This window comes from Streptococcus oralis, assembly GCF_021497945.1.
Taxonomy (GTDB): domain Bacteria; phylum Bacillota; class Bacilli; order Lactobacillales; family Streptococcaceae; genus Streptococcus; species Streptococcus oralis_BR.
Map to the genome: position 1 here is coordinate 448432 of NZ_CP046524.1, position 16834 is coordinate 465265.

General features: G+C 39.8%; 16 protein-coding genes and 2 tRNA genes. 12 read left to right on the top strand and 6 right to left on the bottom strand.

Annotation, left to right across the window (positions count from 1 at the left end; genetic code table 11):
• Positions 1-35: 35 nt before the first annotated feature.
• Positions 36-695 (bottom strand): prepilin peptidase, encoded by a 660-nt coding sequence (locus tag GOM47_RS02375; protein ID WP_235080944.1) that lies wholly within the window; start codon positions 693-695, stop codon positions 36-38.
• A gap of 69 nt (positions 696-764) precedes the next feature.
• Between GOM47_RS02375 and GOM47_RS02380 the strand changes: the two genes are divergently transcribed.
• Complete coding sequence (locus tag GOM47_RS02380) at positions 765-1220, top strand: GNAT family N-acetyltransferase (protein ID WP_235080945.1); 456 nt, start codon at positions 765-767, stop codon at positions 1218-1220.
• Between the two features lie 79 nt (positions 1221-1299).
• On the top strand, positions 1300-2559 hold the full coding sequence (locus tag GOM47_RS02385; protein ID WP_235080946.1) for a S41 family peptidase: 1260 nt from the start codon (positions 1300-1302) through the stop codon (positions 2557-2559).
• Positions 2560-3078: 519 nt separating this feature from the next.
• Here GOM47_RS02385 and GOM47_RS02390 read toward each other — a convergent pair.
• On the bottom strand, positions 3079-4224 hold the full coding sequence (locus GOM47_RS02390; RefSeq protein WP_235080947.1) for a low temperature requirement protein A: 1146 nt from the start codon (positions 4222-4224) through the stop codon (positions 3079-3081).
• Between the two features lie 826 nt (positions 4225-5050).
• Between GOM47_RS02390 and GOM47_RS02395 the strand changes: the two genes are divergently transcribed.
• Both GOM47_RS02395 and GOM47_RS02400 read left to right on the top strand, forming a co-directional pair.
• Positions 5051-6340 carry a DUF308 domain-containing protein gene (locus GOM47_RS02395; protein WP_120770487.1) on the top strand — a complete coding sequence of 430 codons (1290 nt, stop codon included), beginning with the start codon at positions 5051-5053 and terminating at the stop codon, positions 6338-6340.
• Positions 6341-6349: 9 nt separating this feature from the next.
• Positions 6350-7438 carry an AI-2E family transporter gene (locus tag GOM47_RS02400; RefSeq protein WP_004193676.1) on the top strand — a complete coding sequence of 363 codons (1089 nt, stop codon included), beginning with the start codon at positions 6350-6352 and terminating at the stop codon, positions 7436-7438.
• Positions 7439-7578: 140 nt separating this feature from the next.
• Here the strand turns inward: GOM47_RS02400 and GOM47_RS02405 are convergent.
• The 4 genes from GOM47_RS02405 to GOM47_RS02420 form a co-directional block, all read right to left on the bottom strand.
• Positions 7579-7651, bottom strand: a tRNA-Lys gene (locus tag GOM47_RS02405).
• A gap of 62 nt (positions 7652-7713) precedes the next feature.
• Positions 7714-8229, bottom strand: a complete 516-nt coding sequence (locus GOM47_RS02410) for a DUF308 domain-containing protein (RefSeq protein WP_000672739.1) — start codon at positions 8227-8229, stop codon at positions 7714-7716.
• 331 nt (positions 8230-8560) lie between these two features.
• Positions 8561-8633, bottom strand: a tRNA-Lys gene (locus GOM47_RS02415).
• A gap of 265 nt (positions 8634-8898) precedes the next feature.
• Complete coding sequence (locus GOM47_RS02420; protein WP_235080948.1) at positions 8899-10170, bottom strand: replication-associated recombination protein A; 1272 nt, start codon at positions 10168-10170, stop codon at positions 8899-8901.
• Positions 10171-10285: 115 nt separating this feature from the next.
• Between GOM47_RS02420 and GOM47_RS02425 the strand changes: the two genes are divergently transcribed.
• The 8 genes from GOM47_RS02425 to pepF all read left to right on the top strand — a co-directional run bounded on the left by GOM47_RS02425 (position 10286) and on the right by pepF (position 16827).
• The gene (locus GOM47_RS02425; protein ID WP_235080949.1) at positions 10286-10756 is read left to right on the top strand and encodes a DUF3013 family protein; all 471 of its coding nucleotides are present in this window, start codon (positions 10286-10288) and stop codon (positions 10754-10756) included.
• An 18-nt stretch (positions 10757-10774) separates the two neighbouring features.
• Positions 10775-11842 (top strand): site-2 protease family protein, encoded by a 1068-nt coding sequence (locus tag GOM47_RS02430; protein WP_235080950.1) that lies wholly within the window; start codon positions 10775-10777, stop codon positions 11840-11842.
• A 1-nt stretch (position 11843) separates the two neighbouring features.
• Positions 11844-12275, top strand: a complete 432-nt coding sequence (locus tag GOM47_RS02435; protein ID WP_235080951.1) for an NUDIX hydrolase — start codon at positions 11844-11846, stop codon at positions 12273-12275.
• On the top strand, positions 12272-12652 hold the full coding sequence (locus GOM47_RS02440) for a hypothetical protein (RefSeq protein ID WP_235080952.1): 381 nt from the start codon (positions 12272-12274) through the stop codon (positions 12650-12652). Before GOM47_RS02435 ends, GOM47_RS02440 begins: the two co-directional genes overlap by 4 nt.
• A gap of 61 nt (positions 12653-12713) precedes the next feature.
• Positions 12714-13187 (top strand): GNAT family N-acetyltransferase, encoded by a 474-nt coding sequence (locus GOM47_RS02445; RefSeq protein WP_235080953.1) that lies wholly within the window; start codon positions 12714-12716, stop codon positions 13185-13187.
• A gap of 137 nt (positions 13188-13324) precedes the next feature.
• Positions 13325-14275, top strand: a complete 951-nt coding sequence (gene prmA / locus GOM47_RS02450) for a 50S ribosomal protein L11 methyltransferase (RefSeq protein WP_235080954.1) — start codon at positions 13325-13327, stop codon at positions 14273-14275.
• A gap of 1 nt (position 14276) precedes the next feature.
• On the top strand, positions 14277-15020 hold the full coding sequence (locus tag GOM47_RS02455) for a 16S rRNA (uracil(1498)-N(3))-methyltransferase (RefSeq protein WP_061598113.1): 744 nt from the start codon (positions 14277-14279) through the stop codon (positions 15018-15020).
• 10 nt (positions 15021-15030) lie between these two features.
• Positions 15031-16827, top strand: a complete 1797-nt coding sequence (gene pepF, locus GOM47_RS02460; RefSeq protein ID WP_235080955.1) for an oligoendopeptidase F — start codon at positions 15031-15033, stop codon at positions 16825-16827.
• Positions 16828-16834: the final 7 nt, after the last annotated feature.

Here is a 16834-nt window from a genome sequence, read left to right on the forward strand (position 1 = left end):
AATTGAAAAGCCCTCCATAAAAGAGAGCAGGATTATCAGAGAATTACTAGCTTACCAAAAATAATCAAACAAGTAGCAAGTAAGAGGAAAGGCACAAAAGGAAGTCTTTCCTTTTTCTTTTGCGAAAGAAAGGCTAAAATCCCCGTCGCAGAAGCAAACTGGATTAAGATGAGTAGTTCTGTCGTGCTAAAGACGAGGGCACAAGAAGCTAGAAAGAGAAAATCTCCTGCTCCCATGCGGATATCGATAAAATGGGATATGATTCCGAGGGTAAGGAAGAAGAACATAACCAGATTCCAACCACAGAAAACCATGAGGATTAGGTGGAACGTCAGCCAGACCAGTAAGGGATATTCCTGATGGCGAAAGTCATAGATGCCCAAGGTTAAGCCAGCAGTGATTAGGATGACTTGACCCAAGGAAATCCAGCCCCATGACCAAGCCAGAAAAAGTAACCCCAAGCCCAATTCAAAGAGGGCATACCAGATAGGAAAACGGGCCTTGCAGTAGCGACAGCGAAAGCGACCAATTACTTGAGAGATAATCGGAATCAAATCTAAGGGACGCAAGCGAGTCTGACAGAAATCGCAGTGACTAGAAGGAAAGATAATAGACTGCTCTGGAAAACGGTCAATGACCAAACCCAAGAAAGAAGCGAGAATGCTCCCGACAAGAAAAAAATAAATATCAATCATACTTATCTATTCGTAAAAAATAGAAGAAGTAGTATAATAAAGAAACATAGATAAGATGGTGAGGAAAATATGACAATTCGTTTTGAAGAAAATGTGAGCACAGAAAACGCTCAACTCGTATGCCAATGGTCCAACTCCCTTGGCAAATCCTTTCAAGAACAATGGATGGGAACAATGATTCCTTTTCCCTTGACAATTCAAGTCTTACAAGATTTGGAAGGAATCTTTTCAATCTTTGATGGACAAGAGTTTGAGGGGCTTATCCAGAAAATTAGGCTAGAAGACAGGAATCTTCATATCGGGAGATTTTTTATCAATCCCCAGAAACAGGGGCAGGGCTTAGGTAGCCAGGCTTTAAGGAAATTTGTTAGTTTGGCCTTTGAAAATGAAGACATAGATACTGTCTCTCTAAATGTCTACGAGGCAAATCAAACAGCTTACAATCTTTACCAAAAAGAAGGATTTGAAATCGTTCAAATGGTTGAAACACCTATACGGAAATACATTATGAAGAAGGGGAGATAGCTGATTGACTTTGTAGTAAAAACTCCTTTTTCGTTGTGAAGAAGGCTATACTCTTTTAAAGGTAGAAGGAATGGCTCGTATGAAAAAAACAGATATTTTTAAAGACATTGTTTGGATTATGACACATGATTCATCTACAGTAAAAGATCGCAAAGGGTGCAACCCTCAGCCTTTTCTAGAAAAGATTACAGATGATATGACTGAGCAAGAATTTCTTTATCAAGTCAGGACTTATCTTGCTAGTTTTGGGATTATTGGGCATATTTCTTTCCATGATAAAAAATCAGGTCCGAAAGGTTTTCTTTTGAGGATAAGTGAGCAGGAAATGTTTGTTGAGGAAGCAAACCAAGATACAGGTCTCCGAGTGGGGGATCGAATCCTCAGTCTGGACGGGATGAGTTTGGAGCAAGTAGCTTTGCAACACCAAAATTACTTTATTAGTCTGACTCCAGAAAGACGATACCGAGAATGGGCAGATTTGCTACTGATGGCAGAGCAAGTGACCGTCTTGCGAGATGGGCAGGAGATGTCTATTGCAGTTCGTGCTAGCCAGCAAGCTCAAAAAGCTCAGATCTTTTGGAAAGAGTTGGAGTCAGATATCCTCTATATACGCTTAGATAATTTTATGGATGAAGAAGCGATTAACCGTTTATACCAAGAGTGTTTGCAGAAGATTGCTGAGACAGAAACTCTTATTATAGATGTCCGTTACAACAATGGGGGCACGGATTCTTTGTATTTTCCGCTCTTACATCTTGGCTTGGAGGAAGGGAAAGGCTATGACACTCTTGATTTACAGGATGATGGAATGGAAATTCTCTATACAGAAGGAAATGTCGACCGACGCTTAAAAGACTTTGAAACATGGCTTCAACAAGAAAATATCAGTCCTGATACGGTGAAACTGCTTGAAGATTTTCGTAATAATTTACTCCAAAATCGAGGGAAAGGCTATGTTCGGTATCAGGATGATCAAGACGTGCTTTTCCCAGGTGTTAAGGGTGGTCACTATCCAGAGCAGATTTTTGTTTTGTCAGATATTTATTGTGCATCATCAGGAGATAATTTTGTCAAGATGATGAAGAATTTTAAGAAAGTAACAGTTATCGGCCGTCCAACGCTTGGTATTTTAGACTACTCAAATTGTTGCAAGGTGGATTATGATGATTACTTTTTGATGTTCCCAACTTCTCGCTGGTTTGCTATAGATAAAGGCAAAGGGATGACGGACAAAGGTGTTCTTCCTGATATAGAAGTCCCTTGGACTCCTGCACATTTTAAACGAGATGTAGATCTAGATAAATGTCTGGAGTTGATTGAGATGAAGAGGAAACATTAGATTGTTTAAATAAAAGACTTAGTTCTGTATGAAATAGAGCTAAGTCTTTTGCTTTTGATCTGTTTGTAATTGAGTAAAATGATTGTATCACTGAGGGGCAAAAGAATTTTTTTACACATAAAATATATCTTGAGCATCCGTTGATGGAATAAAAGTAGGGAGGATACAAAAAAGCCTTGATTTCAAGGCTTTTCCTGTTGTATTTAGATGCCCCCTGCATGGATTTGTAAGAACTTTTCATATTGAAAATAAACAAAAATGTTGAAATATAGCTGATTTTAGGGAAATACTTTTAGGTGTTTTCAATGTCAGGATTTAAAAATGGGGCAAAAGTGGGGCAAAAACGAATGACTCGTATTTTGTTTGAAAACCTATAATACCTAATGATTATGCTATTCTAGATATATAGTTTTGTTATAAATAAATGTCAGTGCGAGATCAAATTGGAGGATAAAATGGAAAAACAAATTAATGAAAATAAAGCCTTGGTTCCCAAAGCTTTTTTATGTTATAAACTCATTAAAAGAACCCCCAGTTAGATTTGGAATATTTTTTATTCTGTGTCACATAAAAATAAATAAAATGAATGGCTATAGCTAGAGCTAAAATGGTTGTTATACTCACTACTATTATAGGATTAGAAGCAAAGATTAAAGAGAGAATCAAGGCAGCCAGATAGAGTGTCGCTTGGACACAGTAGTAACTTTTCGAATAGCGAAGATAGTGTTTGTTACAGGGCCCATTTACTAGGACAGCAACTTGGAAGAGGCCAAATCCGATATAAGAGAAGCTGGTTGCAAAGAGAAGATTAGCTTCAGGATTCAGAAGAAAACTCATCGAAACAGTCATCATAATAAGTCCAATGAAAATAGGATAGTGACTGTAAATTAGAAATAGTCCCTTTTGATTAGATTTTTCATCAATAGCATGGTCGAATTGACCAAAATAAAACAAGAACAGAGAAAGCATAATAATGAAATAAAGAACCGAATAAATCGAGAAATTCTCGATTGTAAAGAAGTTAGCTAGCTCCATAATCATCTCTCCAAACGTAATAATGACAAGAAGGGAGATGCGCTCGATTAAATGGGGGAGATTTACCTGGTAATGCTTATCTTTACTAAGCAAGATAATTGGCATAATAAATGTTAGCAGAATACTAGCAAATAAGACAGAGACTCCAACGTAAATAGGAAGAAGAGCTGCTAGATAGACTCCTAAACTTCCTAGACCTGTTATCCATAGAAAACCTTTGATACTTTCCCGTTCAACATTATCGGTTGATTTTCTAAAAAATTCAACCAAATATTGTAAAAATAAGGTAAAGGTTAATGTACCAACAGCCCAACAAAGATAATGAAAATATTGTTGCCAATCAGGTCCCATCATATTGGCTATAAAGAGTAAAAGTCCCATTTTGATAAACATGATTACCATGTTAAATAAAGAGTTCTTTCCATAGCGATTGGTATAAACGGTTTGAATCATCCATGAATCAGTGAGAACCAAAACAGCCATGAAAAAATCAAGGAAAGAATTCCAAGTCAAAATACCGTTATGAAGATGCTCAATTAAAGTAGTTACTTTTGAAATTGCAAAAACAAAAACTAAGTCATAAAAAAGTTCTGAAAATTCTACACGTTTATGTTTAATAAGAGTTGTCATCTTAAGACCTTTCTATTTTAGAAGTACAATTTATTATAACAGAAAATGATAATGAAAGAGAAGGATATGCTTAAATAATTTCATGTGGCGCGAATGAACTGCGCCACAAAAGTTAGGTTTTTTCTGTCTAACTTTTGGGGTGCAGTTCAGAAGGGTGTTCATAAAATTATACCGTTGATATCCATTAGTTGACCAAAAGTAGAACAGATACACAAAAAAGCCTTGTAAATCAAGGCTTTTTCCTGTTGTATTTAGATGCCCCCTACAGGGATTTGGAAAGGACTTTCATATTGAGAGCAATTAAAAATATTGAAATATAAGTGATTTTAGGTATTTTCAATGTCATGATTTAAAAATGGGACAAAAGTGGGGCAAAAACCATACAGATTCTAAACTGTATGGTTCTTTTTTTATCTAACCAAGAAAGGTTAAAACTTATTAAAACAAATGCAATCAACTGTTGAAAACTTTTTAGTCCGTGTAATATAAAAACAAGTAAAAAGTTGAACTATAGGGAATATTGTGTCATAATAGGTAATAGATGAATAATTAATAGATTGGAAATAATGCTTTCTTACCTTAACAAGTTGAATTGGTTATACATTTTTTCGTCGCAATTGTGTCTATCTCTCGAGTTTAGCTAGTTTTTATAAGCTCTGGTTTCTAATCAATATAACAAATTTTAGAAGTGCATAAGACAAGATGGTGACATTACTACAGTCATTTCTAGTCACCATATGTTGCTGGCACAGGCTGTTTGTAGTGTTGGCTATTTACTAGTCAGTTTAATCGGAGTGTTTAATTTTTATTGTTGAAAGGTTTTTATATGGCGAAAATTCTATCTTTAGGTCTGACAGGTAAGAAATTACTTGCTCAGGGGTTCTTGTTTGTTCTGCTAGGTCTCATCTTGATGGTCACGGGGACTTGGTTGCCAGTAAAGGTTATTCGACTGGTTCTGTTTTTAGCTTGGATAGCAACGGTCTTAGATTTAGTATTACGTATTTTCAAAAAAAGTCAGTCAACGGACACCTTGGGAGTTGCACTGGTTAAATTGTTAGTGCTGGGATATTTGCTTGGCTCCAATCTTGCGACGGATGTGCCGATTTATATTTTGGCTCTTGTGATTGGAGTTTATCAGATTTTTCATGCTAGTATTAACCTTGTCACCTATGTTCTCTACCGCAAAAACAAAATTCGACCTCGTTTTCGTCTCTTACTAGATGGACTCGTACTAGTTTTTCTTGGTGGGACTAGTCTTTTGTCCTCTACAGGAAATTCTGTCTTTCAACTCTTTGTATTAGGGGCTTATTTTTTCCTTTATGGTGTGTCCAATATCCGTGATGGTTTCTTGTTTGAGGAGGAAATTGGGAAAAACCATCTCAAACGTCGTGTAAGAATGAGCTTACCTATTGTCCTAGCCGCTCTCATCCCTGCAAGAACTTTAGCAAAAATTAACAAATTTATGCTGGAAAATGCTGATGAGGAAGAAGATATCCATCTTGGAATAGTGAAGTCTGGTAAGACAGCGGAGCTTGAAATTTTTGTTCATACAGCTGAGACCTCTCTGTTTTCGGCAATTGGTCATGTGGATATCTGCTATCAAGGCCGTGTTATTTCTTATGGCAACTATGATCCGTCTTCTGAGACCTTATTTGGCATGGTAGGAGATGGTGTCTTATATTTCTGTGATCGTGACAAGTACATTGACCTATGTAAACGTGAGAGTCAAAAAACGCTTTTTGGTTATGGGATAGATTTGACGCCTGAAATGGAAAAAGCAGTTCAGAAAAAGTTGGCTGAATTGAAACAACTGACGATTCCATGGGAGCCAAGTGCAGATAAAATCATGACAGGTGATGGTAAGGAAGACTACACCTACGCTTATAAAATCAGACATGAGACAGATGGGGAACTTTATAAATTTATCAAATCTAAGTTTAAATCCTACTTTGTCTTATCTACAAACTGTGTGCTCTTGGCTGATACCATAGTCGGTCAGGCTGGCACCGATATCCTCTCACCCAAAGGATTTATCGCTCCAGGAACTTACCAAGCCTACCTTAATCGAGAGTTTGAAAAACCAAATAGTATAGTCGTATCTAAACATGTTTATTAAAGAGAATTTATGAACTTAGTAAAAAAATACACCCCGTTAATACTTTTTATAGGGCTGGTTGCTCTTGTAATTCTGAATGCATCGAGCTTTATATCAGGAGCAATCTCTCTCTTTGATGTAATATCAACCTTGATTTATGGTGCTGTTATTGCTTTTGTGCTTAATGTTCCTATGAAAAAAATTGAACAGTACTTAGTTAAATTGAAGGTAAAGGCAGAGTTGCGTCGTCCGATTGCCATGGTACTTGTTTTCCTAGCTCTTATCTTAATCGTGATTGCTCTTTTGGTTTTGGTGCTGCCAACCCTAGCCCAGACTATTAGTCAGCTGGGAACAGTCCTTTCAACAGTCCTTACTCAACTTGGGAAATTGCTAGGCAGCTCGGAATTTGTAACCAAAGACATGTTGTCAACTATCGTATCAGGCATACAGGGACAATCTAGTTCTATTAGCCAAGCTTTGATAGGTTTTTTATCAGGTCTGACTAGTAATATCGGCAATATTTTTTCAAGTTTGATGAATGCCTTTTTGATTATAGTCTTCACCTTTTTATTTTTATCCAGTAAGGAACATTTGGCAGCGATGACGAGTCGACTTCTAAAAGTTTTTCTTCCAGAGAAGGTGGTGATAAAGTTGACTTACATTGGACAAGTAGCACTAGAGACTTATGACCAATTTTTGATGAGTCAGCTGATTGAAGCAGTTATCATAGGAGTTATGATAGCGGTTGGTTACAGCGTGTTTGGGATACCCTATGGAGTAATGACAGGTATCTTTGCAGGAGTGCTATCGTTCATTCCTTATGTAGGGCCTATGATTGCTTGTGTTGTGGGAGCGATTTTTATCTTCACAGTGAGTCCTACTCAAGCCTTACTTTCTCTTCTTCTATATCAAGTTATACAGCTGATTGAAGGAAACCTTATTTATCCTAGAGTTGTAGGTCAGTCTATTGGTTTGCCAGCTATTTTCACGCTTGCGGCTGCTAGTATTGGAGGGAATCTTTTCGGACTACTTGGAATGATATTCTTTACCCCCGTATTTGCTGTTATCTATCGACTGGTTAAAGAATTTGTCGTTGCAAAGGAAAATCAGGTAGATTAAGAAAAACTAAATTTAATAAGATATACTGAGAAGAGAGTGAGAGATTCTCTTCTCTTTTATTTTTAAATACTTTTCTACAAAAAGCTATTAGACGTTAAAAAAAGCCTTGGTTTCAAGGCTTATTTCTGTTGATTTAGATGTGCCCCCTGCAGGGCTCGAACCTGCGCCCCATAGCTTAAGAGTCTACTGCTCTACCAACTGAGCTAAGGAGGCAACAGAAAAAGCTGAGAATGTAACTTCCCAGCTATTTTAATATGCCCAAAATGGCAGCTAGATTATTTACGAAAGGCATCAAGGATATAGGTGAAACCAACAATTAAAAATGCAAAGGCAACGACATAAACGACAAAGACACTTGTAGCTACTGGATTGAACAAAATCACTAGACCTAGTAAAAATGCAAGCAACGCTATCCACATGATATGGTTGCCAATAATAGGGAAAATCAATCCCAGACGATTGCCTTTAAAGAAAGCTATAATGGCTTCTACAATTAACCAAATTCCTAAAATAGTTGGAATGACAACTGGCAGCGTCACAAAGCCATAGGCAACGAGGTAAAGAGCTAAGAGAAGATTAACAATCCCTTGGAAAAGATGAGCTGGTGAGCGAAGCTCTTTTGGTACAGAGAAATAGCCTAAAATAGCTGCTATAGAAGAAACCAGTAAACCAAATGCAATCCACCAGCTGTAAGCAACAAGATTAGCTACTGGGTTTGTAAATAGGAAAAGTCCTAAAAGGACAAAAACAACTCCTGCAAGGAATAGCAGTAAACGATTAGAAAATTTCATTTCAATACCCCCTATATAGTATAGTATAGTATAGTTTGATAATAAAAATATTATACACCTTTTTAGAGGAAATGTCAATAAACAAAATGGAAAATTTGGAAGTTTCAGTTTTTATCATTTTGAAAATAAAAAGAGAAGATAAAATTTGTCTTCTCTACATGAAAATATTGTATGGCATCAAAGCAAAAGTAACTGGCTTTACACTATTTGTTAAGATGTAATTTGATTCAAAAAGAAAAGATAGATTTAAAAGTGGGGCAAATGATGGAGCAAATCAGTTATAGACAAGCAAAAAAGCCTTGAAATTAAGGCTTTTTCCTGTTGTATTTAGTGCCCCCTACAGGGATCGAACCTGTGACCCACGGATTAAGAGTCCGCTGCTCTGCCAGCTGAGCTAAGGAGGCAAAGAAAAAAGCTGTATTGGTGCCGAATCTTCACGGTTTGTATTGAACCCGCGCAATTAAGCAGGTGGGCAACTCGCTCTAACTGAAGCTGTTTCCGTGTGAGACGGCTTACATGCTGTTAGAAGACTTTTGTTTCCCTAATAATACAAAAAATAGTCGGTCAACACTTAAGTGTGAAGTCGTACACCACAGCGTTTCTATGTTTATATGATACCACTTTTTTTAAAAAATTCAAGAGGAAAATTTATTTTTTTTGAAAAGGATTTCACAAGTTTCTTAATTTATCAATGGTTTCCTTACGTTGTGCCAAGGCTCGTTCGTATTTGCCGGTATCTTCTGGAGTAAAATAGTGGTGATTTTGGATTTTTTCTGGCAAATAGTCTTGCTTGACCCAATTTCCAGGATAGTTATGAGGATAGAGATAGTCTTGGGCATTTCCCAGTTCTTTACTTCCACTGTAGTGACCATCACGCAGGTGTCGCGGAATAGGCAAATGGCCTGATGTTTTGAGGTCGGCAAGTGCCTTATCCATAGCCACATAGGCTGAGTTGGATTTTGGAGAAAGGGCCAAATCAATGACGACATTAGCAATGAGGATGCGGGCTTCTGGGAAGCCGATTCTTTGTGCAGCATCTAGAGCAGTTACGGTATGAATATGCGCTTCGGGATTGGCTAAGCCGATATCTTCATAGGCGATAACAGTCAAACGACGGGCGAGGCTAGGCAGGTCACCCGCTTCAATCAAGCGGGCAGCATAGTGGAGGCTGGCATCGACATCAGAGCCGCGGATGGATTTTTGCAGGGCTGAGAGAACATCGTAGTGACCATCCCCATCCTTGTCCATAGTAATATAGCTCCGCTGGAGGCTATTTTCCATAATATCAAGCGTGATATGGCGGATACCCTTGTCATTTTCAGGGGTAGAGAGAACAGCCAAATCTAGTGAATTAAAGGCAGAACGCAGGTCTCCATTGGTAGAGGTTGCGATGAAATCCAGCGCATCCTCATCTAGCTCAACTGGGAAGTCAAATCCTCGTTCAGGGTCAGTTAGAGCGATTTGAATCGCTCCTTTGACATCTTGATTGGACAAGGGTTCCAATTCAAAAATCTGAACACGGCTACGAATGGCAGGTGTTACAGAAAAGAAAGGATTTTCAGTCGTCGCACCAATCATGATGACCAGACCACTTTCCAAGAGTGGCAGGAGGAAGTCTTGCTTGGTCTTGTCAAGACGATGAATCTCGTCTAGAAGGAGAACTAGACCACCTGAAAATTTAGCTTCTTCGGCGATTTCTTGTAGCCGTTTTTTGCTATCAACAGTGGCATTGAAGGTCCGAAAGGCATACTTGGTTGTACCAGCGATGGCTGAGGCGATACTGGTCTTGCCGATTCCTGGAGGTCCGTAGAGAATCATGGAGGACAGACGATTGGCTTCCACCATGCGACGAATAATTTTTCCAGGTCCGACCAGATGCTTCTGACCGATGACCTGGTCGATGGTTTTTGGGCGCATGCGAAGCGCGAGATTGTCTGGCATAGCAGTCCTTTCTAACATGGATTTTCTGATGTATATGTGGTAAGATGGTAGTATCTATTTTAGCATATTTCCGAGCAATCGGGGCGATTAAAGAGTCGCATAGAAAGAGGACAAAATGGCAACATACGGATTTTTAGATGTTTTAGAGGAAGAGTTGGACAAGAACTTTCCCTTTGACTATGAGATTAGCTGGGATAAGCGCAACCATGCGGTTGAAGTGAGTTTTCTATTGGAAGCGCAAAACACTACAGGAGTTGAGATGGTGGATGAGGACGGAGAGGTTTCGTCAGATGATATCCTCTTTGAGGAAGCGGTTCTTTTCTACAATCCTGCCAAGTCAACAGTCAATGAAGAAGACTATTTAACGGTCATTCCTTATCTGCCTAAAAAAGGATTTTCTCGCGAGTTTTTAGCTTATTTTGCGCTTTTCCTTAAAGATACTGCCGAGGTTGGACTAGATGCGCTCATGGACTTTTTGGAAGACCCAGAAGCAGAAGAGTTCGTCATGGAATGGAACCAAGAAGTCTTTGAAGAAGGAAAAGTCGGCTTGGATGAAGGAGAATTTTACCCTTATCCGAGGTATTAGGATGTAAAAGGTGATCAGATGGGGAAAAAAGTAATTAACCTAGTGTATACAATAGCTATCATTTTCTTGATATTGTCTTTTGCATGTGGGATTATTGCATTTGGAGAGTTAGGCTATTCTCTATTTTGGGCCTTTGTTTTTGGTTGTGCTTTTGTTTATCTAAGTATCAAGCTAACACTCATTCTTCATGAGTTAGGTCATGCTTTTTGCGGCTATTTGACTGGCTATCGTTTAGTATCTTTGGGGATAGGCAGGTTTTTATTGGTAAAAAAATCTGGCAAGTTTTATTTTAGTCGAACAGCTGTTTTTAAAAATGTAAGTGCTCAATATATTGGTATAAAAGAAGACGAAAGTGATCAGCGGATAATCCTGATGTTATCAGGTGGCTTGCTAGTGCATCTCTGTTTGATGTTATTGGCAATACTTATTGGTTTTCTCACTCAAACCTGGTATTTTGCAGCGATTTGGATCACTCTTAATCTATCTCTTTTCTTAACAAATGCTTTGCCAATTGGGATTACCGATGGAGCAAAGATCTGGGAATTATGGCAATCTCCTGAAAATGTGAATTATGCATATATGAGCCTCAGACATTCAGCACAGACCATACTGGCTCCCGAAGAGTGTGACTTAAAAGATTTTGTCATGCCTGTCTCTGAGAATGCACAAGGATTTTTTGCTGAAAATATGCTTGTCCAACAAGGGCAAGTGTTCTTGTTGGAAGGAAAACTAAAGGAAGCTAAACAGCAGTTTCAATCCATACTAGAACAGACAGACAATTCACTTATTCAGGCAATCGTCCAAATGTCTCTTCTTCATATCGCCTTGCTTGAAGATAAGGTTGAAACAGCAGAAGAGTATGCCTCTATCCTAAAACTCAAACCTTTTTTATCTCTGAAAATGACTCATATTCAGACGATGCAGGCATGGTATCAATATAATGTTAAAAAAGATTTAGCAAAAACTCACAAAGCGATTCAGATTGCCAGAGAGAAAATGAATGCTAGTTATTTGTTACGGGATGAGAAACGCTACTATGAAAACTGGTTAGCCAAACTAGAAAAGGAATTGTCAGAAGGGATTTAAAATGGAACTAGAAATTTCTGATTTCACAGGTTGCAAGATTGCCTTGTTCTTTGGCACTAAACTTTTGACTATCTTGCGAGATGATATCCCTACCATACCATATCCTAATATGTGGGAATTGCCAGGTGGTGGTCGTGAAGGTCAAGAAACTCCTTTTGAGTGCGTAGCGCGTGAAGTTTACGAAGAACTAGGAATTCATCTGACTGAAGATTGTCTGCTTTGGAGTCAAGTTTATCCAAGTATGCTTTTTGAGAGGAAGGAGTCGATCTTTTTAGTTGGCAAGCTCACTCAGGAGCAGATTGACAGCATTGTCTTTGGAGATGAAGGACAGGGCTATAAATTGATGCCTATTGAAGAGTTTATCTCTACTGAGGGTGTAGTACCACAGTTTCAGGAGCGCGTAAAAGACTATTTGGAGGAAAAAGAGAAATGATTTACACAATAGCTACAACTACACTAAATAAAGAAGTCAAACGAAAATTAGAGACTAACCAGTACAGTAAAGAAGAAGCGACAGCTATCTATATGGAATACTTAAAAGTCAAAGAACAGCGAGAAAAAAGCTTTCGAACTGTTAGACTTATCATGATGTTTACGGTCATCCTACTTCCGATTTTTACTTTAGTAGGGGCTCTTCAAAGAGGGCAAGAGCTTGTACCAGTCTTATTTTCTATCTTGTTACTCCTTTTTATAATCGTTCCAGTGTATTTTTTGGCCTATTATCTCATGTTTAGTCGTTTCAAACACCAACTACATAGCACCATGAGTACACACTATGCAGATGTGATTGAGGAATTTGAGAATCAGTAAAATAGCGTGTAGAAGAGCATAGAAGTGCTAGTTGAGAGAGTGTGTATTTGGAGGTATTAGTATGATTCAGATTATCCGAGCAGGAGCAGAGGATTTAGAAACCGTAATTGCAATTCAAAGAGCTAGCTTTAAGGCTGTCTATGAAAAATATCAAGATGAGTATGATCCTTATCTGGAGGACCGCGAACGAATCAAATGGAAACTAGTCGAGCGTCTTAATAGTTATTACTACTTTGTAAAAGAAAAGGACGAAATTATCGGTTTTTTACGAATTCAGACCAATGAAGAATTGACGGAGGCTTGGTTGGGAACGGCAGCGATTTTGCCTCAGCATCAAGGAAAAGGTTATGGTTCTGAGGGATTGAGATTGCTGGAAAAGGAATTTTCAACGATTAAACAGTGGGATTTGTGTACGGTATTACAGGATGCGGGGATGGTCGCCTTTTATGAGAAAAATGGCTACCGTCAAACCCATATCGAGCCTGAAAAAGAAGGTATGGATATGGTCTACATGAAAAAATTGATTGACAAATAGAAAGGATGGTTCGGTTACATTTCTAAACTGAACCCGCCCTAAACACTGTGCCAAAAAGATAAACTTCTCTTAGACCCAAGCGTCTTCAGAGAATTTCCTATTTTGGCTTTGTGTTTTACGGGCTTGGTATCTTAATTATGGAAACATGGCAAGAGCTAAAAGTTACAGTGAAGCGTGAGGGGGAGGAGCTGGTCTCTAATCTCTTGATTGAGCTAGGTGCTCAAGGTGTTGCGATCGAAGACAGTATGGACTATGTGGGGAATGTCGACCGTTTTGGTGAAATCTTCCCAGAGGTTGAGCAACAAGAAGAAATCGTAGTGACAGCCTACTATCCTGATACGGTTGATGTGGTAGTGGTTGAGGCGGATTTGCAGGCTCGTCTAGCAGAATTGACAGACTTTATGGATTTGGGTGAGGTCAAGATGGGGACGACTGCCTTGGCTGAGGAAGACTGGGCAGATAACTGGAAGAAATACTATGAGCCAGCTCGTATCACTCATGACTTGACCATCGTGCCGTCTTGGACAGACTATGAGGCGACTGCGGGAGAGAAGATTATCAAGCTGGATCCTGGTATGGCCTTCGGGACAGGAACCCATCCGACGACCAAGATGAGCCTTTTTGCTTTGGAGCAGGTTCTTCGTGGTGGCGAAACGGTGCTGGATGTGGGGACAGGTTCAGGTGTCCTCTCCATTGCCAGCTCGTTGCTTGGTGCCAAGGAAATCTTCGCCTATGACCTAGATGATGTGGCAGTTCGTGTGGCTCAGGAAAATATTGAGCTCAACCCTGGCATGGAAAATATCCATGTAGCGGCAGGTGATTTGCTCAAGGGTGTGGAGATTGAGGCAGATGTGATTGTGGCTAATATCTTAGCGGATATTCTCATTCATCTGACGGATGATGCTTATCGCTTGGTCAAGGATGAAGGCTACCTGATCATGAGTGGCATTATCAAGGACAAGTGGGATATGGTGCGTGAGTCAGCTGAGTCGGCAGGTTTCTTCCTTGAAACCCATATGATTCAAGGGGAATGGAATGCCTGTGTCTTTAAGAAGACCAAGGATATCTCTGGTGTGATTGGAGGCTAGCATGCAACAGTATTTTGTCAAGGGCAGTGCAATCTCTCCTGTCACCATTGAGGACAAGGAAACCAGCAAGCATATGTTTCAGGTTATGCGCTTGAAAGAAGATGATGAGGTGACCTTGGTCTTTGATGATGGCATTAAGCGCTTGGCGCGCGTGGTAGATGTGGAAAATCATCAGTTTGAGTTGGTCGAAGAATTAGCTGACAATGTGGAACTACCAGTCCAAGTAACCATCGCATCAGGATTTCCCAAGGGAGACAAGCTAGAGTTCATCACTCAAAAAGTGACGGAACTTGGTGCCAGTCAAATCTGGGCCTTTCCCGCTGACTGGTCGGTCGCCAAATGGGATGGTAAGAAATTGGCTAAAAAGGTTGAAAAACTGGAAAAAATTGCCCTTGGAGCGGCAGAACAAAGCAAGCGTAATATCGTTCCAAGTATTCAGCTTTTCGAGAAGAAAGCAGATTTTCTAGCCCAGCTTGACCAGTTTGACTCTATCATAGTAGCCTATGAAGAATCAGCAAAAGAAGGAGAAGTCGCTGCGCTCTTACAAGCGGTCTCTGGTCTTGAAAAAGGAGCTAAACTGCTCTTTATCTTTGGTCCAGAAGGTGGTCTGTCACCAGCAGAAATCGAAAGTTTTGAAACTAAAGGAGCTGTTTTGGCAGGTCTTGGACCTCGTATCTTGCGAGCGGAAACAGCACCACTTTACGCTTTATCAGCCCTTAGTGTTTTAGTAGAATTAGAGAAATAAGAGGAAGAAAATGGAACAAAAACATCGTTCAGAATTTCCAGAAAAGGAACTTTGGGATTTAACAGCCCTATACCAAGACCGTGAGGATTTTTTGTGTGCAATCGAGAAAACACGCGAAGATATTAACCAATTTAGCCGTGATTACAAGGGCAATCTTCATACTTTTGAGGATTTTGAAAAGGCCTTTTCAGAATTGGAACAAATCTATATCCAGATGAGTCATATCGGCAATTATGCCTTTATGCCTCAGACGACGGACTATAGCAATGAGGATTTTGCTAATATCGCCCAAGCTGGGATGGAATTTGAGACAGACGCCAGTGTAGCTCTTACCTTCTTTGATGATGCCTTGGTGGAAGCTGATGAGGAAGTCTTGGACCGTTTGGGTAAATTGCCGCATTTAACAGCTGCCATTCGTCAGGCCAAAATCAAAAAAGCCCACTATCTAGGGGCGGATGTGGAGAAGGCTTTGACAAATCTGGGTGAAGTTTTCTACAGTCCACAGGACATTTACACTAAGATGCGAGCTGGGGACTTTGAAATGGCTGACTTTGAAGCCCATGGCAAGACCTACAAAAATAGCTTTGTGACCTATGAGAACTTCTATCAAAACCACGAGGATGCTGAGGTTCGTGAGAAATCTTTTCGTTCTTTCTCAGAAGGACTTCGTAAGCACCAAAATACGGCAGCTGCAGCCTATCTAGCTCAAGTCAAGTCGGAAAAACTCTTGGCTGATATGAAGGGCTACGACTCTGTCTTTGACTATCTTCTGTCTGAGCAAGAAGTGGACCGTGCTATGTTTGATCGTCAGATCGACCTCATCATGAAGGACTTTGCGCCAGTAGCTCAGAGATACCTCAAGCATGTTGCCAAGGTGAATGGTCTTGAAAAGATGACATTTGCAGACTGGAAATTGGACTTGGATAGCGCCCTCAATCCTGAAGTGAGCATTGATAATGCCTATGACTTGGTTATGAAGTCAGTCGCACCATTGGGTCAAGAATACACTCAAGAAATTGCCCGTTACCAAGAAGAACGCTGGGTGGACTTCGCTGCCAATAGTGGCAAAGATTCTGGCGGTTATGCGGCGGATCCGTATCGCGTACACCCTTATGTCCTCATGAGCTGGACAGGCTGTTTGAGCGATGTCTATACCTTGATTCATGAAATCGGGCATTCTGGTCAATTCATCTTTTCAGATAATCACCAAAGTTACTTTAACGCTCATATGTCGACCTACTATGTCGAAGCACCGTCAACCTTTAATGAGTTGCTCCTCAGTGATTATTTGGAACACCAATCTGACGATCCACGTCAAAAACGTTTTGCCCTTGCTCATCGCTTGACAGATACCTACTTCCATAACTTTATTACCCACCTCTTGGAAGCAGCCTTCCAGCGTAAGGTTTATACATTGATTGAAGAAGGGGAAACCTTTGGAGCAAGCAAGCTCAATAGCATTATGAAGGAAGTTTTGACAGACTTCTGGGGAGATGCTATTGAAATTGATGACGATGCGGCCTTGACTTGGATGCGCCAGGCCCACTACTACATGGGCTTGTATAGTTATACTTACTCTGCAGGACTAGTCATCTCGACAGCAGGCTACCTCCATCTGAAAAACTCTGAGAATGGAGCTAGAGACTGGCTCAATCTCCTCAAGTCAGGTGGTAGCAAAACACCACTTGAGTCAGCAATGATTATCGGAGCCGATATCTCAACAGATAAACCACTCCGTGATACGATTCAGTTCTTGTCTGATACAGTTGATCAGATTATAGCCTACAGTGCTGAGTTGGGAGAGTAAAGATTGG

Excerpts from the sequence above, each read along its gene's own strand:
- GOM47_RS02375 (WP_235080944.1), bottom strand. The coding sequence starts at position 695 with ATGATTGATATTTATTTTTTTCTTGTCGGGAGCATTCTCGCTTCTTTC.
- pepF (WP_235080955.1), top strand. The coding sequence starts at position 15,031 with ATGGAACAAAAACATCGTTCAGAATTTCCAGAAAAGGAACTTTGGGAT.
- GOM47_RS02420 (WP_235080948.1), bottom strand. The coding sequence starts at position 10,170 with ATGCCAGACAATCTCGCGCTTCGCATGCGCCCAAAAACCATCGACCAG.
- GOM47_RS02395 (WP_120770487.1), top strand. The coding sequence starts at position 5,051 with ATGGCGAAAATTCTATCTTTAGGTCTGACAGGTAAGAAATTACTTGCT.
- GOM47_RS02390 (WP_235080947.1), bottom strand. The coding sequence starts at position 4,224 with ATGACAACTCTTATTAAACATAAACGTGTAGAATTTTCAGAACTTTTT.
- GOM47_RS02410 (WP_000672739.1), bottom strand. The coding sequence starts at position 8,229 with ATGAAATTTTCTAATCGTTTACTGCTATTCCTTGCAGGAGTTGTTTTT.
- GOM47_RS02380 (WP_235080945.1), top strand. The coding sequence starts at position 765 with ATGACAATTCGTTTTGAAGAAAATGTGAGCACAGAAAACGCTCAACTC.
- GOM47_RS02435 (WP_235080951.1), top strand. The coding sequence starts at position 11,844 with ATGGAACTAGAAATTTCTGATTTCACAGGTTGCAAGATTGCCTTGTTC.
- GOM47_RS02430 (WP_235080950.1), top strand. The coding sequence starts at position 10,775 with ATGGGGAAAAAAGTAATTAACCTAGTGTATACAATAGCTATCATTTTC.
- GOM47_RS02455 (WP_061598113.1), top strand. The coding sequence starts at position 14,277 with ATGCAACAGTATTTTGTCAAGGGCAGTGCAATCTCTCCTGTCACCATT.
- GOM47_RS02440 (WP_235080952.1), top strand. The coding sequence starts at position 12,272 with ATGATTTACACAATAGCTACAACTACACTAAATAAAGAAGTCAAACGA.
- prmA (WP_235080954.1), top strand. The coding sequence starts at position 13,325 with ATGGAAACATGGCAAGAGCTAAAAGTTACAGTGAAGCGTGAGGGGGAG.
- GOM47_RS02445 (WP_235080953.1), top strand. The coding sequence starts at position 12,714 with ATGATTCAGATTATCCGAGCAGGAGCAGAGGATTTAGAAACCGTAATT.
- GOM47_RS02425 (WP_235080949.1), top strand. The coding sequence starts at position 10,286 with ATGGCAACATACGGATTTTTAGATGTTTTAGAGGAAGAGTTGGACAAG.
- GOM47_RS02400 (WP_004193676.1), top strand. The coding sequence starts at position 6,350 with ATGAACTTAGTAAAAAAATACACCCCGTTAATACTTTTTATAGGGCTG.
- GOM47_RS02385 (WP_235080946.1), top strand. The coding sequence starts at position 1,300 with ATGAAAAAAACAGATATTTTTAAAGACATTGTTTGGATTATGACACAT.